The following is a 24,896-nucleotide window of genomic DNA, read 5'->3' as shown; positions in this document are numbered from 1 at the left end:
CTTGGGGTCCATCTCTGGGGTATTTTTAGGTTAGAACTGCGTGGATTGGGAGAAGCGGAAGGACTCGACTTTATCGTAGGACTGCTTGGACAGAACCTGGCTCAGGTCGAACTGAACCGGGCCCATCGGCGACTTCCAGCGAATGGTAACGCCGGCGGACGCACGCAAAGACAGATCATCGACAATGTTAGTGCGACGGGCACCAGTCGAATCAATCTTCAGGCGATTATCTACAGTTCCTAGCGTACCTAAATCGACAAATAGAGCCGTTTTAAGGCCGTACTGATCTGGTAAGCCGTTAGGAATGCCGAGTTCGGTAGAACTGATAGCGAAGGTTTGGCCGCCGATGGCATAACCCGTCGAGGTATCACGCGGCCCCATGCCTGCGTATTGGAACCCGCGCATTGAGTCGCCACCCTTGTAGTAGCGGTCGTTGATGCGGACGGCATCGCCGCGCCAAGGCACGATCGAGCCGGCATTGGCGGAAATATGCAGGACCATGTCCTTCTTGAAGCCGTAATACCAATGGCCTTCGATTTCTGATTTTACGTATTTGACGTCGCCACCCAAGCCGGCAAAATCCTGACGCAGGGTCGCGGTCCAGCCGCGTGTCGGCAGAATATAATCGTTACGCAGATCGAACGACAGCGAATACCCCACCGACGACGTAATGCCTTGGCCGCAATTGTACAGCAGTCCGTCACAGCTTGACGCCGACGTGTACTGGATATTGTCGCTTTGGTAGTTGTACCGCAGGCGCAGAACCGAGAAGCCGTTCAGATTGTAGCCCAGGCGCAGGCCGCCACCGATCGTATCGGTCGAGTAGTCGACACCATCATAGTGGTAAGAGCTTTGGAACAGGTCGAAACCGGCCTGTATGTCGCGGCCCATGAAGCGCGGCTCTGTAAACGAGAAATCGATCTGTTTTGATATCGACCCCGTGGACACACGGGCGCGGATTTGTTGGCCAGTACCGCGGAAGTTCGACTGCGTGATACCGATATCGAGGATAAACTTTTGGATCGACGAGAAGCCCGCACCGAATGACAATTCACCGGTGGGCTGCTCCTGAACGGCCACTTCGATATTGGTCTTGCCGGGCACGGACGACGGCTTTTCAGTGACGTTGACATCCTTGAAGAAGCCCAGGCCGCGGACATACATCTTGGAACGCTCAAGCAGAGCCTTGTTATAGGCATCACCTTCCGACACCAAAACCTGGCGGCGAATGACACGGTCCAGAGTCTGGGTATTGCCGACGATGTTGATCTTGTCGATATAGACGCGCGCGCCTTCATGGACGTTGAAAACCAGGTCGACGTTCTTGGTGTTCGGGTCGGCTTCTTCCGACGGCCGAATGTCGACAAAGGCGTAACCCGCCGCGCCAGCCGCGAACGTCAGGTCATCCACCGCTTTTTCAACGCGGTCACTTTCGTACAGCTGCCCGGGACGGATGGAGATGGCGTGCTGAAGATTTTCGGCCTTCAGCTTGTCATTGTCAGTCTTGATCGTGATGCGGCCGAAATTATACTTCTGGCCTTCATCGATGGTGTAGGAAATCGCGAAGTTACGGCGATCCGGTGTCAATTCGGCAACTGCCGAGATGACACGGAAATCGTAATAACCACGGTTCGTATAGAACTTGCGCAACTGTTCGCGGTCGTAATCCATACGATCGGGGTCGTAGTTGTCGTTCGACGAGAAGAACTTCCACCACAAGGATTTTTGCGTAACGACAACGCTTTTCAGATCGTTATCCGAAAAGGCATGGTTACCAATGAAGTTGACGTTGGAGACGCCCGTCTTCGGACCTTCGACGATTTCGAAGATCAGGTCGACGCGCTTTTGCGGCAGTTCGACGATCTTGGGCGTGACAGTCGCCGAGATGCGGCCGCCTTTACGGTACAATTCGACGATGCGCTGAACGTCTTCCTGAACCTTGGCCTTGGTGAAGACGCCACGGGGACGGATCTGCACTTCATCGCGCAGCTTGTCCTTGGTCATGGCGTGGTTGCCCTCGAACACCACCTGGTTGATGATCGGGCTTTCGACCACGGTCACCACCATCTCATTGCCATTCATGGCAATCTGAACGTCCGAGAAGAGATCGGTGCGATACAGGGTCTTGACGCCCAAATCGATCAATTGCGCGTCGACCGTTACGCCGGGCTGGAACGGCAGGTAGGAAATGATGGTCGCCGAATCGATCCGTTCATTTCCCTTTACAACGATATGATTCACGTAAGCCGTCTGTTCCACCGGGGCTGGCGCCGCCTGCGGTGACGCAGCTTGTGGCGGCGGCGCGGAAGCGGCGGGATCTTGTCCGGCGGGAGCGTCCTGCATCAAAGTGGCCGCGTGAGCGCCCGAAGCCAAAAGACCCAGGTTCATCAGGGCCAGTACGCTGACGCTGAGGGTAAGTGAGCGTGTAAAGGTCATTTGGCCTCTTGTAACCATGGACTGGGCGGCGCGCGCCTTTGATCCGAAAAAGAAATTGGGAACGGCGATCACGAGAAAAGCCCCCCGATGAACTTGCTCAGACCCATGTGGTTCATATCGTTCCAGAATGCGAATAACATTAAGCCTAATACCAGCACTATAGCAATGCGGAAGGCGGCGTTTTGGATTCCTGCCGGAATGGGCTTTTTGGCCACACTCTGGTAGGCGTAAAAGGCGAGATGACCACCATCCAGCGCAGGTACCGGCAACAGGTTAAGAAAGCCGACGCCGATGGAAATCATCGCGGTGAATTGCAGGAACAGCAGCGCCATATTGACGCTCTTCTCATAGACGGTAAGCTGAGATTTGGCCATCGCAACGGTCACATCGCCCGTCGCCTTGGTCATCCCCAAAATACCACTGATCTGGTCACCGTTTTCTTTTCCGGTGAAAATACGGCTTATATAGGTCAGATTTGTATCAAGCGCGCGCCACGTCTTGGCATTGCCCATGACGAGAGCTTCCCAGGGATTGACCGGGCGGCTGACAACCTCTCCCCCCAGTGAAATCCCCAGCACACCACCGGTCACCGTATCGTTCGGCTTGCCTAGGTCGAGCAGGGCACGCTTCGGCGTCAACACAAGCCGTACGACCTGCTGGCCACGCTGAACCTCTACCGGCGTAGGCGTTTCGGCGCGCAAAGCGATCATCACGCGAGCCTCGTCATCGGAGGCAACCTTATGTCCGTCGATCGACAGGAAGGTATCGCCCACCTTCAACCCTGCCGCCTCGGCGACATTGCCGGGAACAAACCCCATCACGGTTGGCTTGCGGTATTGCTCGCCAACGGCGAAACTGACGATGCTGAGCAGGAAGATGGCCAGCACGAAATTGGCCGCAGGCCCCGCCAGGATAATCAGGAAACGTTGCCATAGCGGCTTGAAATGGAAATAGTCGTTGACGGCATCGGCGCCTTCGCGCGCTGTGATCGCAGCGCGTGATGCCTCCAGATCTTCCTTAGACGGCATCATAGAGGTGATGTTCTCATCGCCGGCAAACTTAACGTAACCGCCGAGAGGTATGGCGCTCAGACACCATTCGACGCCGTTCTTGTCCTTGTGCCGCAGAAGTACCTTGCCGAATCCGACCGAAAATCGCTCGACACGGGTCCGGAACAGGCGTGCGACCCCATAGTGTCCGTATTCGTGAAAGGACACGATAACCGAGATCATGATCAGGAAGGGCACGACGCCCGCGATCAAATTCAACAAAAGCCGTCTCCCCTACCCTACGCCCGCAAGCGCGACTCGGCGAAAAGTTCGCCCATCAGACGCCGGATATCGCGGTCGATGTCCAGCGCAGATATCATCATGCCATCGTTCGTATCACGATTAACGTGATCTTTGGAAGGGATAGACGGCAATTGAGCCCGCATCATGGCAGATTCCACAAATTCGGCGATCTGCAAAAAGGCGATTTTGCGGTCCAGAAAGGCCTGTACACAGACCTCGTTGGCAGCGTTGAAAACCGTGGGCATCCCCTGCCCAGCTTCCAGCGCCTGACGCGCCAACCTCAGCATCGGAAAGGCATCGAGATCCGGTTCGGCAAACGTCAGCGTGCCGCGTGCCGCCAGATCCAGGCGCGGTGCCTGCCAATCGATGCGATTCGGCCAGGCCAGGCAGTAGGAAATGGGCACGCGCATGTCAGGTGAGCCGAGTTGCGCAAGCGACGAGCCATCCTTGTATTCGACCATGGAATGGATGACTGACTGAGGGTGAACCAGCACCGAAATTTTGTCAGCGGGGACATCAAACAGATAGGCCGCTTCGATAAATTCGAGCCCCTTGTTCGCCAGCGTGGCCGAATCGATGGTGATCTTGGCGCCCATGGACCAGTTCGGATGCTTCAGAGCCTGTTCCACCGTCACCGATTTCAGGTCCTCACGCGTCCGTCCCAGAAACGGCCCGCCTGAGGCGGTCAGGATAAGCCGAGACACGCGGTCGCGTTGCGATGGATCGAGCACCTGATAGATGGCGTTGTGTTCGGAATCGACCGGCAAGACGCGACCGCCGTGCGCTTCGACGCGTTCTATCAGCGCTCGTCCGCAGCACACCAGGCTTTCCTTGTTCGCCAGTGCCAAAACGGCACCGGTCCCCGCCGCAGCCCAGGTCGGCTTGAGCCCCGCAATCCCGACAATCGCCGCCATAACCCAGTCGGCCTTACGCCCGGCGGCAGCGCAGACAGCCTCTTCGCCGCAGGCAATCGCCAGCCCAGCGTTACCGATAAGCTCCCGGAAACGGCTCCATTGGGCGGCATCGCCAAGAACCGTGATGGCTGGGCGGTATTTCAGCGCCTGTTCGACCAGCAACTCGACGTTTCGCCCACCGATCAAGGCTTCGATGACATAGTCTTCGCCCAGCCTGCCCGTTTCATCGAGCAGACGCAGGGTGGAAACGCCGATCGACCCCGTCGAACCGAGAATGGATATGCGTCTCATATCTCGGTCCCCAACAAAACCAATAGGCGAATGCCGCCGATGGCCACGATAGCAAACATTAAACCATCGACACGATCAAGCAACCCGCCGTGGCCGGGGATAAGCGTGCCGGCATCCTTGACGCCGAACCGGCGCTTTAGCGCAGACTCCCACAGATCACCGCCCATGGTGGCCAAGGCTGTCAAAAGACCAACCATCGACGCCGAAATATCGTGCTTGAATAACCCGGTCAGGTCCGACAAGGCACCCGCGGTCAGCATGCCGGCAATCAAACCGCCAGCGAAACCTGACCACGTCTTGTTCGGCGAGTAGCGCGGCCATAGCTTGGGGCCGCCCACCATGCGGCCGACCAGAAAGGCAGCGCTATCGGCTGCCCAGGCGATAAGAAAGGCAAACAATACCCATAAGGTGCCATTGTTGCTTTGGTGCAGCCACATGATCACAATCGCCGGCCAGCCAATATACATGGCGCCATAGGCGGCATCCAACCACCCGACATGGAGCCGGTAGGCATAGAGCCCCGCACATAAGGCCCCGAAAGTCAGCACTAAAATCGACAGGATCGGATGCCCGAGAAACCCGACGAACAACGCGCTGATGGCCGCCAGGGCGACGGCTACCGATATTCGACCGGAAATATTCGGGGCCATCATCAGACCCCATTCGATGCACAGAAGCGCCACGCCGACGCTGAGCATCACCAGGAACGGGCGATGATCCGGCAGCATAGTGATGACGAGAACAACCGCAATCAGGACAAGCGCCGACACGATTCGAATCGCCAGCTCACGCCCTTTGCTGCTTGTTTTCGCAACGGCTTTCAAGGCGTCTTCAGGGCTTTTGGACATGTCCCGTTTCCACGGCGCCGAACCGGCGATCCCGGCGGGAAAATATGTCCAGCGCGGCCTTTAAATGTTCGCGACCGTAATCCGGCCACAGGATGTCCTGAAACACGAACTCAGCGTAAGCCGCTTCCCACAGAAGGAAATTCGATAGCCGGTGTTCACCACTTGTCCGGATAAGCAGGTCGAGCGGCGGCAGGCCGCGGGTCGACAGGTAACCGCCAAAGGTTTCCGGGGTGATATCGTCCAGGTCGATGGCGCCCGACTTGACGCGGGCGGCGATGGTTTTCACCGCTTCCACGATATCCGCCTGGGCGCCGTAATTCAGAGCGACCTGAAGGAAAAAACGCGAATTATCCTTGGTTTTTTCATGCGCGTCATTGACCATGCCAACGATATCGGCCGGCAGGCCCGCTTCCTGGCCCACAATGCGCACGCAAACACCTTCTCGGCGCAAGCGCTCAAGGTCCGATTTGATAAAGGCCCGCAATAGCCCCATCAGGTCGTTGACTTCTGACTCTGGACGCCGCCAGTTTTCCGTTGAAAACGCAAAGACCGTCAGGTGTGTCACACCCAGATCGACGGCCGCCGTTATAGTGCGCTTCAAGGCATCCACGCCGGCCTTATGGCCCATAGTACGTATTTGGTTTTTCGCCTTAGCCCAGCGTCCATTGCCATCCATTATGATGGCGACGTGCAAGGCGGTGCGGGTGTCGCACGCCGTCAGGTCATGGGCTGTCACTCCCGTGCGAGAGGTGACAGTCAGAGCATCCGTGGGGCCTAACGGCATAAAACGCAACTTTCCGGCGGACAGGCCTAAACCTGCATGATTTCGGCTTCTTTGACCTTCAGCAATTCGTCGATACGCTTGATAGCTGCATCCGTAAAGCCCTGGACTTCGGTGCCGCCCTTCTTCTCTTCGTCCTCGGAAATCTCAGAAGCCTTTTCGGCCTTTTTGAGATCATCCATGGCTTCGCGACGTACGTTGCGGACCGCTACCTTCTGGCTTTCGGCGTATTTGCCTGCAATCTTGACCAATTCCTTGCGGCGTTCTTCGGTCAGCGGCGGAATGGGGATGCGCAGAGTCGTGCCGTCCGTGATGGGATTTAGGCCCAGGCCAGAATTACGTATGGCCTTTTCCACAGCGATAACCGTACCCTTGTCGTACACATTGACGCTGATCATGCGCGGTTCCGGCACGGATATGGCGGCGCAGGCATTGAGCGGCATGGTCGAACCGTAGGCGTCAACAACGATCTGATCGAGCAGTGAGGCCGAGGCACGGCCAGTGCGCAGGCCGGAAAAATCTTCTTTCAGCGCGTCGACCGCCTTGTCCATGCGGTCCCTGTAGTGGGTGAGTTCGGGCTTGGCCATGGGGCCCTCCTTATTTCTTGATGACGGTATAGGTGCCGCGGCCGTGAATGACCTCATTCAGCGCACCCGGCGTACGGATGGAAAAAACGACGATCGGAATATGGTTTTCCCGCATCAGCGATACGGCCGACGCGTCCATCACCCTCAGATCGCGGGACAAGACTTCGAGATAGCTCAGATTGTCATAACGTTCGGCGGTCGCATCCTTCTTAGGGTCCGCCGTGTAGACACCGTCGACCGAGGTCCCTTTGAACAGGGCGTCGCAATTCATTTCTGCTGCACGCAAGGCAGCCGCCGTATCGGTCGTAAAATATGGTGCGCCCGTTCCAGCGGCGAAAATGACGACCCGGCCCTTCTCAAGGTGGCGAATGGCGCGGCGGCGTACGAAGGGCTCGCACACGGCATTCATCTGGATCGCCGATTGGACGCGCGTATCAATCCCTTGACGTTCCAGCGCGTTTTGCATGGCCAGGGCATTCATGACCGTGGCCAGCATACCCATGTAATCGGCGCTGGAGCGTTCCATGTCACCCGCGGCTTTCGACAAACCACGGAAAATATTGCCCCCGCCGATAACGAGACACAATTCCACGCCCAGACGCGCCACAGCGGCGACTTCCTCGGCGACGGCCTGGACCGTTTTCATATCGATACCGAAGCCCTGGTCTCCCATCAGCACTTCGCCGGAGACCTTGAGCAAAACGCGTTTATAGGCGAGCGGCTCCGAAGATGGGATGGTCATTTGGCAGGCTCCGGAATCAGTCAGGCGTCAGGGTAAGAAGGCTTTAGCGCTTTAGCGCCGTTTTGTCATAAAAAAGGGGCGCCGGCATGTCAAATGCCGACGCCCCGATTGCCGTAATGGAAATGGCTTATTGGCCGCCCATCATCGATGCGACTTCGGCAGCGAAGTCTTCGGTCTTCTTCTCGACGCCTTCGCCGAGGGCGAGACGGTTGAAGCCGACGATCTTCACCGGAGTTCCGAGCGTCTTGGCGGTTTCTTCGACCAGTTGCTCGACGGTCTGATCCGGGTTCATGACGAAGGCTTGCTTATGCAGCACGACTTCTTCGTAGAACTTGCGGATGCGGCCTTCGATCATCTTTTCGATAACCTGCAGCGGCTTGCCGGATTCCTTGGCCTGTTCCGTCAGAACCGCCTTTTCGCGTTCGACGTGTTCTTGGTTCAGGTCTTCGACGTTCAGCGACAAGGGCTGGGTCGCGGCGATGTGCATGGCGACCTTGCGGCCCATGTCCTTCAGCGCTTCCGGGTCACCGGCCGACTCGATGGCAACCAGAACGCCGATACGGCCGAGGTCCGGCGCGATGGCGTTATGGATGTAGGTGGCGACAACGCCTTCCGAAACGCTGAACTTGGCGAAACGACGCACAACCATGTTTTCGCCAATGGTGGCGATCAGGTTGGTGATTTCGTCGTTCACCGCAGCCGCCGTGGCTTCGACGGTATCGACATCGAGCGCGGCCTTGCTGGCGTTGCGGGCCAGGGCCTGGAACAGGTCGTTACGCGACACGAAGTCGGTTTCGGCGTTCACTTCGACGGCGGCGGCGGTCATGCCCTTGCCTTCGACCTTGGTGGCGATGGCGACAAGACCTTCGGCGGCGACGCGGTCAGCCTTCTTGGCGGCCTTCGAAAGGCCCTTGGCGCGCAGCCAATCCATGGATGCGTCGATGTCGCCGTTGTTCTCGGCCAACGCCTTCTTGCAGTCCATCATACCCACGCCCGACTTTTCGCGCAGTTCCTTAACCAGGGCAGCAGTGATTTCAGCCATGAAATCCTCCAAAGTTTAGTGTTTAAGTTCTCGCAGCGTCTTAGCCGCGGTACATGTCAATTCAGCAACAGCTTAAAGCCACCCAAAAAACAACGTGGGGGCCTTAAGCTGCTGCAAGTCTCGATAGGGCCAACTATCGACGTTGGCCCCCATATAGGAAGCCTTAGGCCTCGGTGGAAGCCTCAGCGGCATCCTCGGCAACCAGAGCCGGCTCGACCGGATCGATCGAGGCGCCCAGATCGCGGCCAGAAGCCACTTGACCGGCAGCCAGACCGTCCAGAACCGCGTCGGCGACCAGGTCGCAATACAGTTGCAGGGCGCGTGCGGCGTCGTCGTTACCCGGAACCGGATAGGTGATGCCGTCCGGATCGGAGTTCGAGTCGAGGATCGCGATCACCGGAATGTTCAGCTTGCGCGCTTCCTGGATGGCGATGCCTTCCTTGTTGGTGTCGATCACGAACATCAGGTCGGGGATACCGCCCATGTCCTTGATACCACCCAGCGACAGCTCCAGCTTTTCGCGTTCGCGGGTCAGGGTCAGCAGTTCCTTCTTGGAACGGCCGGCCGGATTGTTGTCGAGAACCTGTTCCAGTTCGCGCAGGCGAGCGATCGAACCCGAAATGGTGCGCCAGTTGGTCAAGGTGCCGCCGAGCCAGCGGTGGTTGACATAGTATTGGGCCGAACGCTTGGCGGACGCCGCGACCGGGCCTTGCGCCTGACGCTTGGTGCCGACGAACAGGACGCGGCCACCGGCAGCAGCCACTTCACGTACCTTCAGCAGGGCTTGGTGGAACAGCGGCAGAGACTGCGACAGGTCGATGATGTGGATGTTGGAGCGCGAACCGAAGAGGTAGCGTTCCATTTTCGGGTTCCAGCGGTGCGTCTGGTGGCCGAAGTGGGCGCCGGCTTCGAGCAGCAGACGCATGGAGATTTCAGGCATAGCCATAATGTTGTATCCTTCTTCCGATAATCCTCCGCAGATAGAAAAGCCTGGCGGGCCCATGCCCGTTTTAGCCTCGGAACGCTGTCTTCAAAAGAAAGACGGCGCGCATCTGCGTGTGAGATGGCGTGCACCTAGTCACAATTGTAAGAAAAATCAAGCCTTGCGACGCATAAAAATTCCGATCAGGCGTCTTCGATTTCCAGAATGCCGGACATATGTTTCAAAGCGCCGCGCAAGTGGGCATCCAGGCTATAGCGATGCGGCAGCTTGAACTCGATCTCCCCCTCGCCGCCCAAATCCGCTGAAACGCTTATTTCGCCCCCCTTCGTCGCCTTGGAAGCCTCGACCTTCTCGCGCAACTCCGCCAGGTCGATGACGTTGGCCAGAACACGGACCTTCAGTCCCATCTCCCCGGTATTAAGGACGGCTGACATCGGTTGCGCATCATCGCCGAAGAAGCGCACCTCTCCGTCGCGCCCCTTGCTACGCACCTTCAGGACAATCGACGCCCCGACCTCTAAGTGATCGCGGTTTTTACGCAAGGATTCGGGTGGGAATAGGACCTCATATTCACCACTCGGGTCCGAAAGCGTAACAAAGGCGAACTTGTCGCCCGATCCCGCCGCCGCGCGCTCCTGTTTGCGACGAATGATACCAGCCATGCGGAATGCCTCACGCCCCTCGGCGGCCAAAGACAAGGCGTCGGCATATAGGGTAACGTTACGGCGCTTAAAGACATCAAGCATATCTTGAAGCGGATGGCCCGACAGATAAAAGCCTATCGCCGCCAGTTCTTCGTCCAGGCGCGCAGGGCCCGACGTCATAGCGACCTTCGGCAAGCGCGGCCGAGACGATTCATTAGAGCCAAACAGGCTGACCTGGGAGGCCGCCCGGTCTGCCGCCATGCTCTGGGCGTAGGCAATCAAAATGTCCGCTGCGGCGACGATCTGGGCGCGATTGGGATGGATAGAATCGAAAGCTCCCGCCTTGGCCAGGTTTTCCAGCGCGCGTTTATTCACCGCCTTGGGATCGATACGTTCTAGGAAATCAAAGAGATCGGTAAACCGCCCCCCCTCCTCACGTGCCTGAACAACACTCAACATGGCCTCGAAGCCCACATTGCGGATGGCGCCCAGCGCATACAGGACTTCGCCATCCTCGACGTCGAAATCGGCCATGGACCGGTTGATATCCGGCGGTCGCACCGTGACGTTGAAGCGCCGCGCGTCCTGGTAAAAAACAGCCAGTTTGTCGGTATTGGTGATATCGAGGCTGAACGAGGCCGCAAAGAATTCGACCGGATAATTCGCTTTCAAGTAGCCAGTCTGATAGGAAATAAAGGCATAGGCCGCCGCGTGCGACTTGTTGAAACCGTAGCCCGCGAACTTGTTCACCAGTTCGAAGATACTATCGGACTGGCGCTCATCAACACCCTTTTCCTTGGCGCCCGAAATGAACCTTGCCTTTTGCAAGTCCATTTCTTCCTTCTTCTTCTTACCCATGGCGCGACGCAAAAGGTCGGCTTCACCCAGGCTATATCCGGACAGGATCTGCGCAATCTGCATCACCTGTTCCTGATAGATGATGACCCCGTAGGTTTCCTTGAGCACAGGCTCAAGGCTGGGGTGCAACATATCGATTTCCATGCGCCCGAACTTACGGTCGACATAGGTATCGATATTATCCATCGGTCCCGGGCGATAGAGAGAAATCAAGGCGGTGATTTCTTCCAGGGAGCCACAGCGCATCTTGCGCAGGGTATCGCGCATACCCTGACTTTCCAACTGGAACACGCCAATTGACTGGCCTGATGCAAGTAACTCATAGGTAGCCGCATCGTCGAGCGGCAAGGTGGTATAATTGATATCGATTCCACGCTTGCGCAGATAGTTTTGCGCACGCTTGAGCGTGGTTAAGGTCTTTAGACCAAGGAAGTCGAATTTAACGAGTCCCGCGCTTTCCACCCACTTCATATTGAATTGGGTCGCGGGAATATCCGACCGCGGGTCGCGATAAAGGGGCACCAATTCTGTCAGAGGACGATCGCCGATGACGATACCTGCGGCGTGGGTCGACGCGTTGCGGTACAGACCTTCCAGTTTCAACGCCGTGTCCAGCAGCCGCTTGACCGCCTCATCGTCGTCACGCGCCTCCTTCAGACGCGGCTCGATTTCAATGGCCTGGGCCAGGGTCGTCGGGTTGGCCGGATTGTTTGGCACCATCTTGCACAGACGATCGACCTGGCCGAGCGGCAATTGCATAACACGGCCGGTGTCCCTCAGCACCGCGCGCGCTTGCAGGGTACCGAAGGTGATAATCTGGGCCACACGGTCGCGGCCATATTTTTCCTGGACGTAGCTGATAACCTCTTCGCGCCGTTCCTGACAGAAGTCGACGTCGAAGTCGGGCATGGAGACCCGTTCCGGATTCAAAAAACGCTCAAACAGCAACCCGAACCGCAAGGGGTCGAGATCGGTAATGGTCAATGCCCAGGCGACAACGGACCCGGCCCCAGACCCCCGGCCTGGTCCGACGGGAATATCGTGGTTTTTGCCCCACTTAATGAAGTCGGAAACGATCAGGAAGTAACCCGGAAATCCCATCTGTTGAATGATGCCGATTTCCCGCTCGAGGCGCGCCCAATAGTCTTCTTCGGGCACGGCCAGCTTGATTTGCTTGAGGCGATCCTTCAGCCCCTCACGCGCCTGATAAGCCAGTTCTTCGGCCTCATTCCGACCGGCGCCTGTATCGAAACGCGGCAGGATCGGATCGCGCTTATTGACAAGGAAGGCACAGCGGCGGGCGATTTCAAGGGTATTGTCACACGCTTCGGGCAAATCCTCGAACAAGTCCCGCATAGCCGAAGCCGGCTTGAACCAATGCTCCTTGGTCACCTTGCGGCGGTCATCCTGGCCCATATAGGCGCCGTCGGAAATACATAGCAGCGCTTCATGTGCCGAAGCTAGATCGCGGGTCGCGAACTGCACATCATTGGTCGCTACCAAAGCCACATCGTTCGCATAGGCAAATTCGACAAGGCCGAATTCCGTTGCGCTCCCTTTGATGCCGCCATGTGGGCTGCCGTCGTGACGCTGTAACTCGATGTAAAACCGGTCGCCAAACGCATCCTGCATGGCCCGCAACGCGGCCTTTGCCTCATCGGCCTTGTTCTGGCGGAACATGACGTCAACGGGACCGTCAAAACCGCCCGAAAGCAGGATCAGACCTTCATTATGTTGAACCACTTGATCCCAGCGGACATGCGGCTCTTCGGACGCATCGGCGTCGACATAGGCAATGGAGGAAAGTTTTGTGAGATTAAGATATCCGGCTTCATTCTGTACGAACAAAACCACGGTTGGAATTTTGCCCCAACGCTCGGCAGGCATACCACCTATGCCGAGGACAGGCAGGGAGCATCCGATAATGGGCTGAACGCCGGAGTCCTTACAGGACTGGGAAAATTCAAGAGCGCCAAAAAGATTGCAACGGTCGGCGATTCCGACGGCTGGCATATTCTGCTTGTGCGCCAGCTTGCCCATGTCATAGGCCTTGATGGCGCCTTCCAGGAGCGAATAAGCCGATTTCACCCTAAGATGGACAAATGCTTCGCTCAAGGCCCGCTCCTGTTAAAAGGCTATGGCCATCTGCTCCGGCGACTCAGTCGCGACTCAGGCCGCAAGCGACAGCACATGGCACATGATAACGACAAAGCCCGTAACGGCTACGAAAGACAACAGGTTATGCAGGGCGCTGACCATTTTTCCACATCCTCGTTCTGAAGCTATAAGTTCTTCGAATGTTCTCAATTCTTGATTTGTTCTATATTCCCCTTTTGTTCCACGCGCAAGCTGGAATCTTGTCCACAGCGGAACAAAGTTATAAGCTGTTGAGAGTTTTGTGGATTTATTCCGCCGCGAAGTCCATCGGCACTAATTGGCCATCCGACAAACGCACCACCCGATCCATGTGACGCGCCAATTCCAGGTTGTGGGTGGCGATCAACGCCCCCACGCCCTGCTCTTTTATGATGGCTTTCAGGGCGTCGAACACCTGCTGAGAGGTGGCCGGATCCAGGTTGCCGGTCGGTTCGTCCGCAAGCAGCAGACGCGGCTTATTCGCCAGAGCCCGCGCTACGGCGACACGCTGCTGTTCGCCACCCGACAGCTGTGCAGGCAAGTGGTCAAGGCGTTGGCCCAGTCCCAGCGCTTCGAGCAAGTGACGCGCCCGCGCTTCGGCTTCTTTCACCGGACGCCCCAGAATCCGTTGCGGCAGTGCCACGTTTCCCAAGGCTGTATATTCCGGCAGAAGGTGGTGGAACTGATACACGAAGCCGATTTTTTGCAGGCGCGCGGCCGTCCGTTTTCGCTCATCGGTGGAATGAAAATCCTCGCCGTCAATAACAAGCCGGGCATTCGGTGCAGCCTCCAGCAAGCCAACGGCGTGCAGCAGCGACGACTTTCCCGAGCCGGACGGGCCGACCAGCCCAACCAACTCTCCCGGCTGAACCTCAAGGTCCACACCTTTCAGAACGGCCAGAGTGCGACCATCGCCCAGGGCATACTCCCGGTGCAAACCTTTCAGCGACAGGACGGGCTTATTCATAGCGCAAGGCCTCCACAGGTTCGAGTTTCGATGCCCAGAGCGCCGGGAAGAAGGTTGAGACACAGGCGGCCAGGAAGGAGGCGATCACAACGAAAGCCACTTCGGTCGGCTCCATCTTGGCTGGGACCGCGTCGAGATAATAGACGCTCGGGTCAAACAGTTTGGTGTGAAAGACCCATTCGAGAAAATGTTGGATCGGGCCGATAAAGGTACAGAACAGCGCGCCGATGATAAGCCCGCACGCGGTACCCAAAGCGCCAATCGTCGTCCCGGCTATAAAGAAGATGCGTAAAATAGCCGCCCGGTCTGCGCCCATTGTACGCAAGATGGCCACGTCGCGCGTCTTGTTTTTCACCAGCATGACAATGCCGGAAATGATATTGAGCATGGCGATAATGACGATGAAGAACAGTATGAAACGCATGGCGGTGCGCTCGATCTTCAGAGCCCCCCACATAGATGCATTCTGTTCTTTCCAGTTGTAGACCAAGGCCCCCTGCCCGCCCACGGCGTTGCGGATGGCCGGTTGATAGGATTCAACCTCGTAAGGCTTCTTGACCTTGATCTCGACCTGGTCCCACTCGTCTTCGCGATCGAAGAACAGTTGTGCCTGCGTAATCGGCAAGTAGATGAAGAGACGATCGATATCGCTGACGCCACTATTGAACAGTCCACCTACCGTATAGACCTTACGGCGCGGCGCGGCGCCAAAGGCCGTCGAACCGCCCGGTGAGATCAGGGTGACTTCATCGCCCGGGTTGACGCCCAGATTTTGCGCCAGATCGTCCCCCATGAGGATTGTGTCGCCGCCGTAGTCGCCTACGCCGAAATTGGCCAACGAACCGCCCTTGATATTGTCACGGATAATCGGCGTCGCCTTGATGGCCGAGGGAATAACGCCCCGCATCAATGTCGGCATGGCATCGCCGTGGGCGCTTTGTACAAGCCCCGGAGAGTCGATATGGGGCGTCACCTGCGTCACGCCCGGAACGGCAGCGATCCGCTTCAACATGTCGTCACGATGGGCGAAATCGTTCAGCGGCGCGCCCGCGACATAGACGTCACCGCCAAAGCCGAGAAGCCGGGACACCATCTCATCGCGAAACCCGTTCATCACCGACAGGACGCTGATAAGGGCCGTCACTGCCAGCATGATCCCGATGAAGGATATGATGGCGATGGCGGCGATACCGCCGTCCTTACGTTTGGTACGCAAATATTTGAAGGCGAGATCGAATTCCCAGGCCTTGAAGCCGAACAGCGCCCCCATGCACTACGCCTTCGACAGTTGTGCCAGGGCCTCATCGAAGGGCACGGTATGACGTTCTCCGGTGGCGCGGTTCTTTATTTCCACCTGACCGTCAGCCAGCCCCTTTGGCCCTATGATCAGTTGCCACGGCACGCCGACAAGGTCCATCGCCGCAAACTTGGCGCCCGCGCGTTCATCGCTGTCGTGATAAAGGACATCGCGCCCAGCACCGGTCAGAGCCTTATAAGCCTTTTCACATGCGGCATCGCAGGCAGCGTCGCCCTGACGCAGGTTGATAATGGCGACCTCGAACGGCGCGACACTTTCCGGCCAGATGATCCCCGCCTCGTCATGCGACGCTTCGATGATCGCACCCAACAGACGCGATACGCCGACGCCATAAGAGCCCATGTGCACGGTAATCTCGCCGTCGGGTCCATTGACCACGGCACGCATCGGCCTGGAGTATTTTTCGCCGAAGTAGAAGATATGGCCGACCTCGATACCGCGTGCCGACAACTGCTTGTCTTCGGGGATCTTGGCGAAGGCTTCCGGATCGTGCATTTCCTCGGTGGCGGCGTACAAAGCCGTCCGTTCCTCGAACACGCCTTCCAGGTTATCCCAATCGACATCGTTGCCCGGAGCGGGCATGTCGACCAGATCCTTGTGACAGAAGACAGCGCTTTCACCGGTTTCCGCCAGGATAATAAATTCGTGGCTAAGATCGCCGCCGATCGGACCGGTATCCGCGCGCATGGGCACGGCCTTCAGCCCCATCCGGGAGAAGGTGTTCAGGTAGGCCGCAAACATGCGGTTATAGGCCTTGCGTGCCGACGCCTCATCGATGTCGAACGAATAAGCATCCTTCATCAGGAACTCACGCCCGCGCATGACGCCGAAACGGGGACGCTGCTCGTCGCGGAACTTCCATTGGATGTGGAACAGGTTCAGCGGCAGGTCCTTGTAGGAGCGCACCGTGCCGCGGAAAATTTCCGTGATCATTTCCTCGTTGGTCGGCCCATATAGCATCTCCCGGTCGTGACGGTCCTTGATGCGCAGCATTTCTTGGCCGTAATCCTCGTAACGGCCGGATTCACGCCACAGGTCGGCCAGTTGCAGGGTCGGCATCAGCAGTTGGATGGCGCCAGCGCGCGTCATTTCCTCTTCGACGATCTTCTCGATCTTCTTGAGTACCTTCAGGCCCAACGGCAGCCATGCATAGATGCCGGCGGCTTCCTGGCGGATCATGCCAGTCCGGAGCATCAGACGGTGCGAGACGATCTGCGCCTCGGCAGGGTTTTCTTTGAGAAGGGGCAGGAAGAAGCGCGACAGGCGCATGACAAGAATCCGTTATCTGAAAGCGAAAGGCTGCGCACCCTAGAGCGCATTCCGGCAAAGTGTAAGCCCTTTATCGGTTAAAATGCGCGCCAAACAAAATTTAGAGCAATGGTCGACTCGACCTCATCTATCACCGCTCTAATGCCTTGAACCCAAAAGGGAAAGGCACTTTTTAGATTGGATGCGCCGCCGCGACGGGCACGCAGGCGTCTGCGAGTGAAGACCTAATGGACAAAAAATGCGGCGGATTCGCGACACCTGCCGCAAGGTCTATCGTCAGGCGTTTGGTATATTGGGTAAGGGCAAACGGAAGACAAACATGAACAGCATCACCACGATCCACACCACCAGCGCGACAAGGCTGTTGATCTTGACCTTCTTCCAAAGGTTATGCGTGATCGGCGCACCGGGGTCATGCCCGCGCTCCGTCAGCGTTCCTTCTTCGGTCGGCGTCCGGTTCCACAGCGGAAGAATGGCGAAAAACGTCACCCACCAGATCATCAGATAGATGGCAGCCCAGGTAATCGGGTTCATCGGCGTTCCTCGTTGTTCTTTTTCCGGTGACGGCGGGCGATCACAGCAATCCATACCGGAGCGATATAGACGGGCGTCAACGCGTACCATGGAAAACCGCCCGCGCCTTGCCGGTCAACGCGCAGCGCCAGCCAAGCCACGGCGCAGGTAATGGCGACGACCAGGATGATGGCAACAACCGCCAGAACCTGAAATGTGTTCGACCGTGTTTCCGCCATAGTATCCCTGTGCCGACTTATTTGAGGCCTAGACCTTCCTCCACCCCTAATACGAGATTGAGGTTTTGTACAGCGGCGCCGGACGCCCCCTTGCCCAGGTTGTCGAGGACAGCGACCAGGCGGGCTTGTTGGCCGATTTCGTCACCGAAGACATGAATCAGAAGCTGATTGGTATCGTTCAGCATTTCGGGCTGAAGGTGCTTGGTGGCCTTGGATTCGGCGAGCGGCGCGACCGTAACGAAACGTTCTCCTTCGTAGGCAGCGCTCAGCACCTCATGCAATTTCGTAAGCTCCGGCTCATCGGGCAGCGCCCACATCTGCAACGGCACTTCGACGATCATGCCCTGGGCGTAGCGCCCGACGGCCGGCATAAAGACGGGCGGCGATTCCAGACCGCCGTAGAAGGTCATTTCCGGCAGATGCTTATGATTCAAGTCGGTCTTGTAAATGCGGTAATTATCCGCCGTCGTGTTTTGCTCAAACTCGGCGATCATGGCCTTGCCGCCACCGGAATAGCCGGACACCGCATTACAGGTCAGCGGCCAGAACGGCGGAATGATCCCCGCTTCGGCCAAGGGCCGGACAAGCGCGATGAAGCCCGTCGCATAACAACCGGGATTGGTGATGCGCTTCGACGCCCGTATCGCATCGCGTTGTCCCTTGGCCATTTCAGCGAAGCCATAGGTCCAATCTTCGTCGGTGCGGTGCGCCGTCGACGCGTCGATGACGCGCACGTCCGGATTTTCGATGAGCGATACGGCTTCGCGCGCCGCGTCATCCGGCAGGCACAGAATGACGGCGTCGGCGGAATTCAGCGCGCCTTTGCGCGCATCGGCGTCCTTGCGCTTGTCGTCACTGAGACGGATCAGTTCGATATCCGAACGCTTTTCCAGACGCTCGCGGATCTGCAGGCCCGTTGTGCCGGCTTCGCCATCTATGAAAACTTTATGGGACATATCGAACTCCCTCATGGGCAAGGAATATCAGGGGCAAGGAATATCAGGATGGGGAATATCAGGGACGGGGAACAAAAGAAAAAGCGCTCCGGTTTCCCGAAGCGCTTCTTGCATGAGTATGAAACCCGTGCGGATTAACGCTTCGAGAACTGGAAGGATTTACGAGCCTTAGCGCGGCCATACTTCTTACGTTCAACGACACGGCTATCGCGGGTCAGGAAGCCAGCGGCTTTCAGGACGCCACGCAGGCCGGGTTCATAGTAGGTCAGCGCCTTGGACAGGCCGTGACGGATCGCACCGGCTTGGCCGGACAGACCCGAACCCTGAACCGAAACGAAAACGTCGAATTGCGATGCACGCTCCGTCAGGTTGAGCGGCTGAGCGATCATCATGCGCAGAACGGGACGTGCGAAATACACTTCCTGTTCGCGGTCATTGATGATCCACTTGCCGGAGCCTGGCTTGATCCAGACACGGGCGATGGCGTTCTTGCGCTTGCCGGTGGCATAGGCGCGGCCATACTTGTCGAGTTGCTGGACGCGGGCGGCAGGCGCCTCAACCGGGTTCGACGACAGCGAAGCGAGGGCTTCGAGACCTTGAGCTTGTTCGGCCATGATTATGCGCTCCGGACGTTCTTGCGGTTCAACGCCTTGAAGTCGATGACTTCCGGCTGTTGAGCTTCGTGGGGATGGGCGGCGCCGGCGTAGATACGCAGGTTGGTCATTTGACCACGGGCCAGCGGGCTTTCCTTAGGCATCATGCGCTCGACAGCCTTGGTCAGGACGCGTTCCGGATACTTGCCGTTCAGCAGTTGACCGAGGGTACGCTGCTTGACGCCGCCGGGGTGGCCGGTGTGCCAGTAGAAGATCTCATTTTCCTTCTTGCCGGTCAGGTGAACCTTTTCGGCATTGATGACAATGATATAGTCGCCCGAGTCAACGTGCGGCGTGTAGGTAGGCAGGTGCTTGCCGCGAAGACGCATGGCGATGTACGAGGCCAGACGGCCGAGCACGGCGTCCTCGGCGTCGATCACAATCCACTTCTTCTCGACATCCGCGGGCTTCAGCGCCGCTGTCGTGGAGGTCAACATGATAAAATCCTTTGATTTCCGGCGAAAACAAGCTTCGCCAGACGAAGAGGGGCGTCATGTACATGAGGGGATACCGCGTGTCAATGTACATTTATTTCGAAATATGCACCAAGATCATTGATTTTATTGACAAAATATCACTTGGTATTAAATTACCGTATTATTTTATGTCATAAAAACGTGACACTGCCATGCCATGGCGTAGTTACAACCCAATCGTGAGGCAAACAATGCAACTGTCCCGCCGACTCCTGCTCAATGGCGCCCTGGCGACCTCACTCGCCTTTACCGGTCTGGGGCGCCGCGCTGACGCCGCCGTGCGCGCCGAACCGACACGCGATCCGGGCTATCGCAGCGAGATACAGGGATATGGCCCGCTTCAGCCAGATCCAAAGGGCTTTATCGAACTGCCGGTCGGTTTTTCCTATCGCCTCTTTTCCGCGGTCGGCGACACCATGAGCGATGGCCTGCTGGTGCCGGGGCTGCACGACGGCATGTCGGCTTTCCCGCATGCCGACGCGGACAAGGTCGTTCTGGTTCGCAACCACGAAATTAAACACACCGTTTACGGCATTGGGCCACTGGGGGAGACCTACCACCTGCTCGACAAGGTCGACAGATCCCGCATCTACGATTTTGACAAGGGCGGAAAGCCGCTTAGCGGCGGCACCACCACCCTCGTCTACAATATCAAGACGCAACAATTGGAAAGCCATCACCTGTCGCTGACCGGTACGTCCACTAATTGCGCCGGCGGCTCAACGCCATGGGGTTCCTGGCTTTCGTGCGAGGAAACCACCCAGACGGCGGGCGACGGCGTTGAAAAGGACCACGGCTATGTCTTCGAAGTGCCTTCCGGTCACAAGGGCCTGATCGAACCCCAGCCCATCAAGGCCATGGGCCGGTTCAACCACGAAGCGGTGGCAATCGATCCACGCACCGGCATCGTCTACATGACGGAGGATATGTCGGACGGCGCCTTTTATCGATACTTGCCCGCCGATACACGCGACCTGCACAAGGGCGGCCGTCTTCAGGCCCTAATGATCCGGGACGTCCCACGTGCGGCCACCAGCAACAAATATTCGAAACTGTGGCGTCAAGGCCAGAGCTTCGCCGTGCGCTGGATTGATCTGAAGGATGTCGAAAGCCCGGATGACAGCCTGCGCACCCAAGCCTATCTGGCCGGCGCCGCACGCTTCTCCCGCGGGGAAGGCATTCATTTCGGCGACGGTGAACTCTATTTCGCCTGCACCTCGGGCGGCGAAAAAGCCTTTGGCCAGCTCATGCGGTACGTCCCCAGCCCATACGAAGGCACGGACCGAGAAGGTGATGCGCCCGGCCAAATCGAATTGTTCGTCGAATCCAGCGACCTGTCCGTGCTCGATTACGCCGACAACCTGACCGTGGCGCCGTGGGGACACCTCTATGTGTGCGAAGACAGGTACTCAGACATCCTGTACAACCATCTACGCATCGTGACGCCAGACGGCAAGGTATCGACCTTTGCCCGCAATATCGAAGGCCAGCATTCGGAATGGGCGGGTGTGACCTTCTCGCCCGACGGCTCTACCCTCTTCGCGAATATCCAGACCAATGGCGTAACGGTCGCGATTACCGGCCCGTGGAAATCGTTTTCGACGCAGGTTATCTGAAAACGCGATCGGCGCGGGCGATCATCCACATCAGACCGACCGCCAACGCCACCAGACACGCCGCCACAAGTTGGTGCGCCAGAGCAAAACCGAGGGAAACGACGGTAACCAGGGTGGTGATCCCCAGAGCCGCCTGTATCCATACCCCGGTCGCCAGAACGGCCGATGACGTCTTCAGACCGTCGTCATTGGTCTTCCGGGTAATCACCAAAGCAAAGGCCGTGACGAAGATGAGCAGCAGATAGGCGTTCATGCGGTGCACGAACTGGACAAGCCCCTGGTCATGCAGGAAGCTGTAACCGATACCCTTGGACCAATCGACTGACGGAAAGAGATGACCATTCATCAGAGGCCAGTCGTTATAGATCAGGCCGGCATTGTTGCCCGCGACAAGCGCCCCCAACATGCATTGGATGAACACAACGGCCAGCAAAAGGCCCGTGGCGACCTTCCATCCAGCCGGCGCACCGCGACCGCGTTTTTCGCCGTTCAACGCCTCAAGTGCCGTCCAAATGGTGGCGCCCAGCAAAAGCAGGGCAAGCGACAGATGGGTCATCAACCGTTCCGGCGCGACCTCGACACGCTTAGACAGGCCGCTTGACACCATCCACCAGCCGACGGCCCCTTGTAATCCAATCAACGCGATAAGCCCCGCGCTACGCCATATCAGACGCTTGGGGATTTCCCGCATGGCCAACAAAATAACGAAGCCCAGCAGGTAAACCACGCCCAGCAGACGGGCAATCAGCCGATGCGCCCATTCCCACCAGTAAATCCCTTTGAACTGCTCCAGTTTCATATTCGGGTTAATCTGGCTGAACTGCGGAATTTTCTTGTAGCCGGCGAATTCAGCCTGCCAGGCCTGGTCGTTCATAGGCGGAATTACACCGGAAATCGGCTTCCATTCGGTAATTGACAACCCGGACTCGGTCAGACGCGTCGCGCCGCCGACAAACACCATGGCGACAACCATAAATGCCGCAACGAACAACCATACCGCTACCAGCGGCGACCGAAGGGGAAGTCGCACTTTACGCCTCATTCTCAATCTAACCTTCAGGCTATGGCCGACGCAAATCCTTGCCGTACCGTGCAAGACACGATAACTAAAGGTCATCCGCCGCTTCGCCCGCGTCGTGATTTGCCCACAGGGGCCCTATCAATTCAAGCGCTTTGCCTAAGAAAAAAGGCCAAAGAAAGGACTACCAAAGCTATGACGGCCGAGAACTACATCCTGGCGACATTGGCTGGCTTCCTGATTGGATGGATCGCCAATGCCATGAGCAAAAGCCGTTTCAGCTTTCCCATCAACGTGTTCATCGCCATTTTCGGCGCGATTTTGCTCAACTTTTTTGTCCAAACGTCCGAAAAGCTCGATGATCACTTTTTCTCGATCTTGATGGTTTCTCTTGTGGGTAGTTCCGTGCTCCTTGGTCTCTTCCACCTGACCCGCATGCTTGAGCGCCGGTGATGGGAGACAATCCGCCCAAAGGCCTGAGCCTGCCGCAACGCCGCGCGATCGCCTGCGTCGGCATTATCGTCTTTCTATTTGTCTATGTCGTAGCAATTACCTCTCTGGCGGGCGTGCTTCATGGCGGTAAGATAACCGCCCTGATCTTCTACGCACTGGCCGGCACACTGTGGGGCGTGCCCATTATCCCGCTGATTTCGTGGTCCGAAAATTACAAGGGAAAGAAAAAATCCAAATGAGCGATACGCCCCTTGCTTCGCCCATGACACCTGATGCGCCGCCCCCCATGGCCAAGCCCGTGGCCAAGCCCATGACCAAAACCCGGCTGGAAGCGTTCAGCGATGGCGTCATAGCCATCATCATCACCATCATGGTGCTGGAACTTCATACCCCCGACAGCGTGTCCGTCGAGGCACTGCTGCATATACTGCCGACGTTTTTGCTCTATGCGCTGAGCTTCATCTATGTCGGCATTTACTGGAACAACCACCACCATCTGCTTCACGCCACTCAGCGGATCAATGGCGCGACCTTGTGGGCCAATTCCCACCTGCTCTTCTGGCTGTCCCTGGTGCCGTTCAGCACACGCTGGATGGGCGAAAGCGACTTCGCGACCATCCCTACCGCCTTCTATGGCTTTACCCTGCTCATGCCCAGCATAGCCTATTATATTCTGGTGCGGGTCCTAATTGCCTGCAACGGCCAGAACAGCCTTCTCACTACGGCCATCGGCAAGGACGTAAAGGGGATGATTTCGACGGGCCTGTATATCGCGGGTATCGCCCTCACCTTCTGGAATAGCTTTGCCGGCCTGGCTTGCTATGTCGCCGTGGCTCTGATCTGGCTGGTGCCCGACCGGCGGATAGAGCACGACTAGTCGCCACCGCCACATCCGCCACCACACCCCGACCCGCAACCGGAGGCGCCCCCGCATCCACCGTGTCCAATATCGCCACTGCCCCCGCAGCTTCCGCCACCGCAGCCTGAGCCTGAGCCTCCGCGACGGTCGTTGGACTGGAGTTGGATGGCCAACATCATGGCCAGCAGTGCGATCAGTCCCTGACTGACACTGGCATCGACGGCGCCGCCAGACAATTGACTGAGCAAAGCCTGAAGTTTTGGGCTCAACCAAAACTCGCCAAAAGCGATCATGAAGGTCGCGAGGATGATAAAGCCAACAAAACCATGCTTCCGGATCTTAGCGATATTAAGCATACAGACGACGAGACCTATAGCCGCAAAGACGGCCCATACGATCGGTCCCTGCATTTTCGAGACAGGTATGGCCATCTCGCACCCTGCCAGGACGAGCGGTCCGGCAAGAGACAGGTATAAAAAAACCTGCCGTTTGGGCAGGATGATGTGGTCGTCAGGATTTAAGAGTATGGGCGGCGGCGCCGTAAACCGCGTCGCCTCATCTGGCCAAAACCGAGGTGGCGGCACGCCGAATTCCTGCTCATAGTAGATGAGGGTATCACGGTAACATCCCAGGTATTTCTCGGCCTCTTCGCTGCCGCCCCGCGTCGGACCATGATGGATATCACGTCCCAGCGTCTGCGCGCAGAAACGGCTCCAGTAGTCACGCGTATAGAGAAGGTGGAGGTGCCAGACCGCGTCGATCTCTTCCGAGGGCGTAAGCACCGTACCGGAGACGCAAATCAGATATATAAATCGCTTATATTCAGCGATGGCCGACAGGGCAAAAGCAAGGGACCAGCCATTGTCTCGCGCCAACCGGCGGCTAAATGGAAACGCTGCATCTGCGTTGTCCAGTTCGTAGGCGTTTATGGCCTGCCAAAGGGCCGTATTTAATACCATTCAGTCTCCTCATTATGTTTTCAATTCGCTGTATTCCAGCAAGGAGATGGTATCATTTGCATATAACACTTTTGCGACAAACAAAA

24 protein-coding genes are annotated in these 24,896 nt (G+C 57.5%); 4 read left to right on the top strand and 20 right to left on the bottom strand.

The window, feature by feature from the left end:
* Window positions 1-30: 30 nt before the first annotated feature.
* The 18 genes from bamA to rplM all read right to left on the bottom strand — a co-directional run bounded on the left by bamA (window position 31) and on the right by rplM (window position 19,866).
* Window positions 31-2,436 carry an outer membrane protein assembly factor BamA gene (gene bamA / locus RCJ00_RS00570; protein ID WP_316219641.1) on the bottom strand — a complete coding sequence of 802 codons (2,406 nt, stop codon included), beginning with the start codon at window positions 2,434-2,436 and terminating at the stop codon, window positions 31-33.
* Window positions 2,437-2,504: 68 nt separating this feature from the next.
* Window positions 2,505-3,707, bottom strand: a complete 1,203-nt coding sequence (locus RCJ00_RS00565) for a M50 family metallopeptidase (protein ID WP_316219640.1) — start codon at window positions 3,705-3,707, stop codon at window positions 2,505-2,507.
* A gap of 17 nt (window positions 3,708-3,724) precedes the next feature.
* Window positions 3,725-4,933, bottom strand: a complete 1,209-nt coding sequence (gene dxr, locus RCJ00_RS00560) for a 1-deoxy-D-xylulose-5-phosphate reductoisomerase (protein ID WP_316219639.1) — start codon at window positions 4,931-4,933, stop codon at window positions 3,725-3,727.
* Window positions 4,930-5,781 (bottom strand): phosphatidate cytidylyltransferase, encoded by an 852-nt coding sequence (locus RCJ00_RS00555; RefSeq protein WP_316219638.1) that lies wholly within the window; start codon window positions 5,779-5,781, stop codon window positions 4,930-4,932. Before RCJ00_RS00555 ends, dxr begins: the two co-directional genes overlap by 4 nt.
* Entirely contained in the window at window positions 5,765-6,565 is an 801-nt protein-coding gene (gene uppS, locus RCJ00_RS00550) for a polyprenyl diphosphate synthase (RefSeq protein WP_316219637.1), read from the bottom strand. Before uppS ends, RCJ00_RS00555 begins: the two co-directional genes overlap by 17 nt.
* 26 nt (window positions 6,566-6,591) lie before the next feature.
* Window positions 6,592-7,149: a ribosome recycling factor gene (frr, locus tag RCJ00_RS00545; protein ID WP_316219636.1), complete on the bottom strand. Its 558-nt coding sequence runs from the start codon at window positions 7,147-7,149 to the stop codon at window positions 6,592-6,594.
* Window positions 7,150-7,159: 10 nt separating this feature from the next.
* Window positions 7,160-7,891 carry a UMP kinase gene (gene pyrH, locus RCJ00_RS00540; RefSeq protein WP_023459097.1) on the bottom strand — a complete coding sequence of 244 codons (732 nt, stop codon included), beginning with the start codon at window positions 7,889-7,891 and terminating at the stop codon, window positions 7,160-7,162.
* Window positions 7,892-8,018: 127 nt separating this feature from the next.
* Window positions 8,019-8,933, bottom strand: coding sequence for a translation elongation factor Ts (gene tsf / locus RCJ00_RS00535; protein ID WP_031239117.1), 915 nt, complete (start codon window positions 8,931-8,933; stop codon window positions 8,019-8,021).
* A gap of 163 nt (window positions 8,934-9,096) precedes the next feature.
* The gene (rpsB, locus tag RCJ00_RS00530) at window positions 9,097-9,879 is read right to left on the bottom strand and encodes a 30S ribosomal protein S2 (protein WP_316219635.1); all 783 of its coding nucleotides are present in this window, start codon (window positions 9,877-9,879) and stop codon (window positions 9,097-9,099) included.
* 179 nt (window positions 9,880-10,058) lie between these two features.
* Entirely contained in the window at window positions 10,059-13,493 is a 3,435-nt protein-coding gene (gene dnaE / locus RCJ00_RS00525; protein ID WP_316219634.1) for a DNA polymerase III subunit alpha, read from the bottom strand.
* Window positions 13,494-13,782: 289 nt separating this feature from the next.
* The gene (locus tag RCJ00_RS00520; RefSeq protein ID WP_316219633.1) at window positions 13,783-14,481 is read right to left on the bottom strand and encodes an ABC transporter ATP-binding protein; all 699 of its coding nucleotides are present in this window, start codon (window positions 14,479-14,481) and stop codon (window positions 13,783-13,785) included.
* Window positions 14,474-15,751 carry a lipoprotein-releasing ABC transporter permease subunit gene (locus tag RCJ00_RS00515; protein ID WP_316219632.1) on the bottom strand — a complete coding sequence of 426 codons (1,278 nt, stop codon included), beginning with the start codon at window positions 15,749-15,751 and terminating at the stop codon, window positions 14,474-14,476. Before RCJ00_RS00515 ends, RCJ00_RS00520 begins: the two co-directional genes overlap by 8 nt.
* 3 nt (window positions 15,752-15,754) lie before the next feature.
* A complete protein-coding gene (gene proS, locus RCJ00_RS00510) occupies window positions 15,755-17,068 on the bottom strand; it encodes a proline--tRNA ligase (RefSeq protein WP_316219631.1) in 1,314 nt (437 codons plus the stop codon).
* 276 nt (window positions 17,069-17,344) lie between these two features.
* On the bottom strand, window positions 17,345-17,602 hold the full coding sequence (locus RCJ00_RS00505) for a DUF1467 family protein (RefSeq protein WP_316219630.1): 258 nt from the start codon (window positions 17,600-17,602) through the stop codon (window positions 17,345-17,347).
* The gene (locus RCJ00_RS00500; RefSeq protein ID WP_316219629.1) at window positions 17,599-17,820 is read right to left on the bottom strand and encodes a hypothetical protein; all 222 of its coding nucleotides are present in this window, start codon (window positions 17,818-17,820) and stop codon (window positions 17,599-17,601) included. Before RCJ00_RS00500 ends, RCJ00_RS00505 begins: the two co-directional genes overlap by 4 nt.
* A gap of 17 nt (window positions 17,821-17,837) precedes the next feature.
* On the bottom strand, window positions 17,838-18,776 hold the full coding sequence (argC, locus tag RCJ00_RS00495) for an N-acetyl-gamma-glutamyl-phosphate reductase (RefSeq protein ID WP_316219628.1): 939 nt from the start codon (window positions 18,774-18,776) through the stop codon (window positions 17,838-17,840).
* A gap of 134 nt (window positions 18,777-18,910) precedes the next feature.
* Window positions 18,911-19,390 carry a 30S ribosomal protein S9 gene (rpsI, locus tag RCJ00_RS00490; protein ID WP_316219627.1) on the bottom strand — a complete coding sequence of 160 codons (480 nt, stop codon included), beginning with the start codon at window positions 19,388-19,390 and terminating at the stop codon, window positions 18,911-18,913.
* Between the two features lie 2 nt (window positions 19,391-19,392).
* Entirely contained in the window at window positions 19,393-19,866 is a 474-nt protein-coding gene (rplM, locus tag RCJ00_RS00485; RefSeq protein WP_023459084.1) for a 50S ribosomal protein L13, read from the bottom strand.
* Between the two features lie 230 nt (window positions 19,867-20,096).
* On the opposite strand from rplM, the gene RCJ00_RS00480 reads away from it, so the two are divergent.
* Entirely contained in the window at window positions 20,097-21,521 is a 1,425-nt protein-coding gene (locus RCJ00_RS00480; RefSeq protein WP_316219626.1) for an alkaline phosphatase PhoX, read from the top strand.
* On the opposite strand, the gene RCJ00_RS00475 is transcribed toward RCJ00_RS00480, so the two are convergent.
* Window positions 21,514-22,551, bottom strand: coding sequence for a COX15/CtaA family protein (locus RCJ00_RS00475; protein WP_411267511.1), 1,038 nt, complete (start codon window positions 22,549-22,551; stop codon window positions 21,514-21,516). The genes RCJ00_RS00480 and RCJ00_RS00475 overlap by 8 nt on opposite strands.
* Window positions 22,552-22,734: 183 nt before the next feature.
* On the opposite strand from RCJ00_RS00475, the gene RCJ00_RS00470 reads away from it, so the two are divergent.
* From RCJ00_RS00470 to RCJ00_RS00460, 3 genes are read left to right on the top strand one after another with little or no spacing between them, the layout of a single operon-like run.
* Window positions 22,735-22,992 (top strand): hypothetical protein, encoded by a 258-nt coding sequence (locus tag RCJ00_RS00470; RefSeq protein WP_023459081.1) that lies wholly within the window; start codon window positions 22,735-22,737, stop codon window positions 22,990-22,992.
* Window positions 22,992-23,231, top strand: coding sequence for a DUF2842 domain-containing protein (locus RCJ00_RS00465; RefSeq protein WP_316219624.1), 240 nt, complete (start codon window positions 22,992-22,994; stop codon window positions 23,229-23,231). Before RCJ00_RS00470 ends, RCJ00_RS00465 begins: the two co-directional genes overlap by 1 nt.
* Window positions 23,228-23,869, top strand: coding sequence for a TMEM175 family protein (locus RCJ00_RS00460; protein WP_316219623.1), 642 nt, complete (start codon window positions 23,228-23,230; stop codon window positions 23,867-23,869). Before RCJ00_RS00465 ends, RCJ00_RS00460 begins: the two co-directional genes overlap by 4 nt.
* Here the strand turns inward: RCJ00_RS00460 and RCJ00_RS00455 are convergent.
* Window positions 23,866-24,810, bottom strand: a complete 945-nt coding sequence (locus tag RCJ00_RS00455; protein WP_316219622.1) for a glycine-rich domain-containing protein — start codon at window positions 24,808-24,810, stop codon at window positions 23,866-23,868. The two genes, RCJ00_RS00460 and RCJ00_RS00455, sit on opposite strands and share 4 nt — an antisense overlap.
* Window positions 24,811-24,896: the final 86 nt, after the last annotated feature.

The sequence above is a fragment of the Asticcacaulis aquihabitans genome (genome assembly GCF_032490435.1).
In the GTDB taxonomy this organism is placed as follows: Bacteria; Pseudomonadota; Alphaproteobacteria; order Caulobacterales; family Caulobacteraceae; genus Asticcacaulis.
This window is presented reverse-complemented; position numbering and strand designations above follow the sequence as displayed.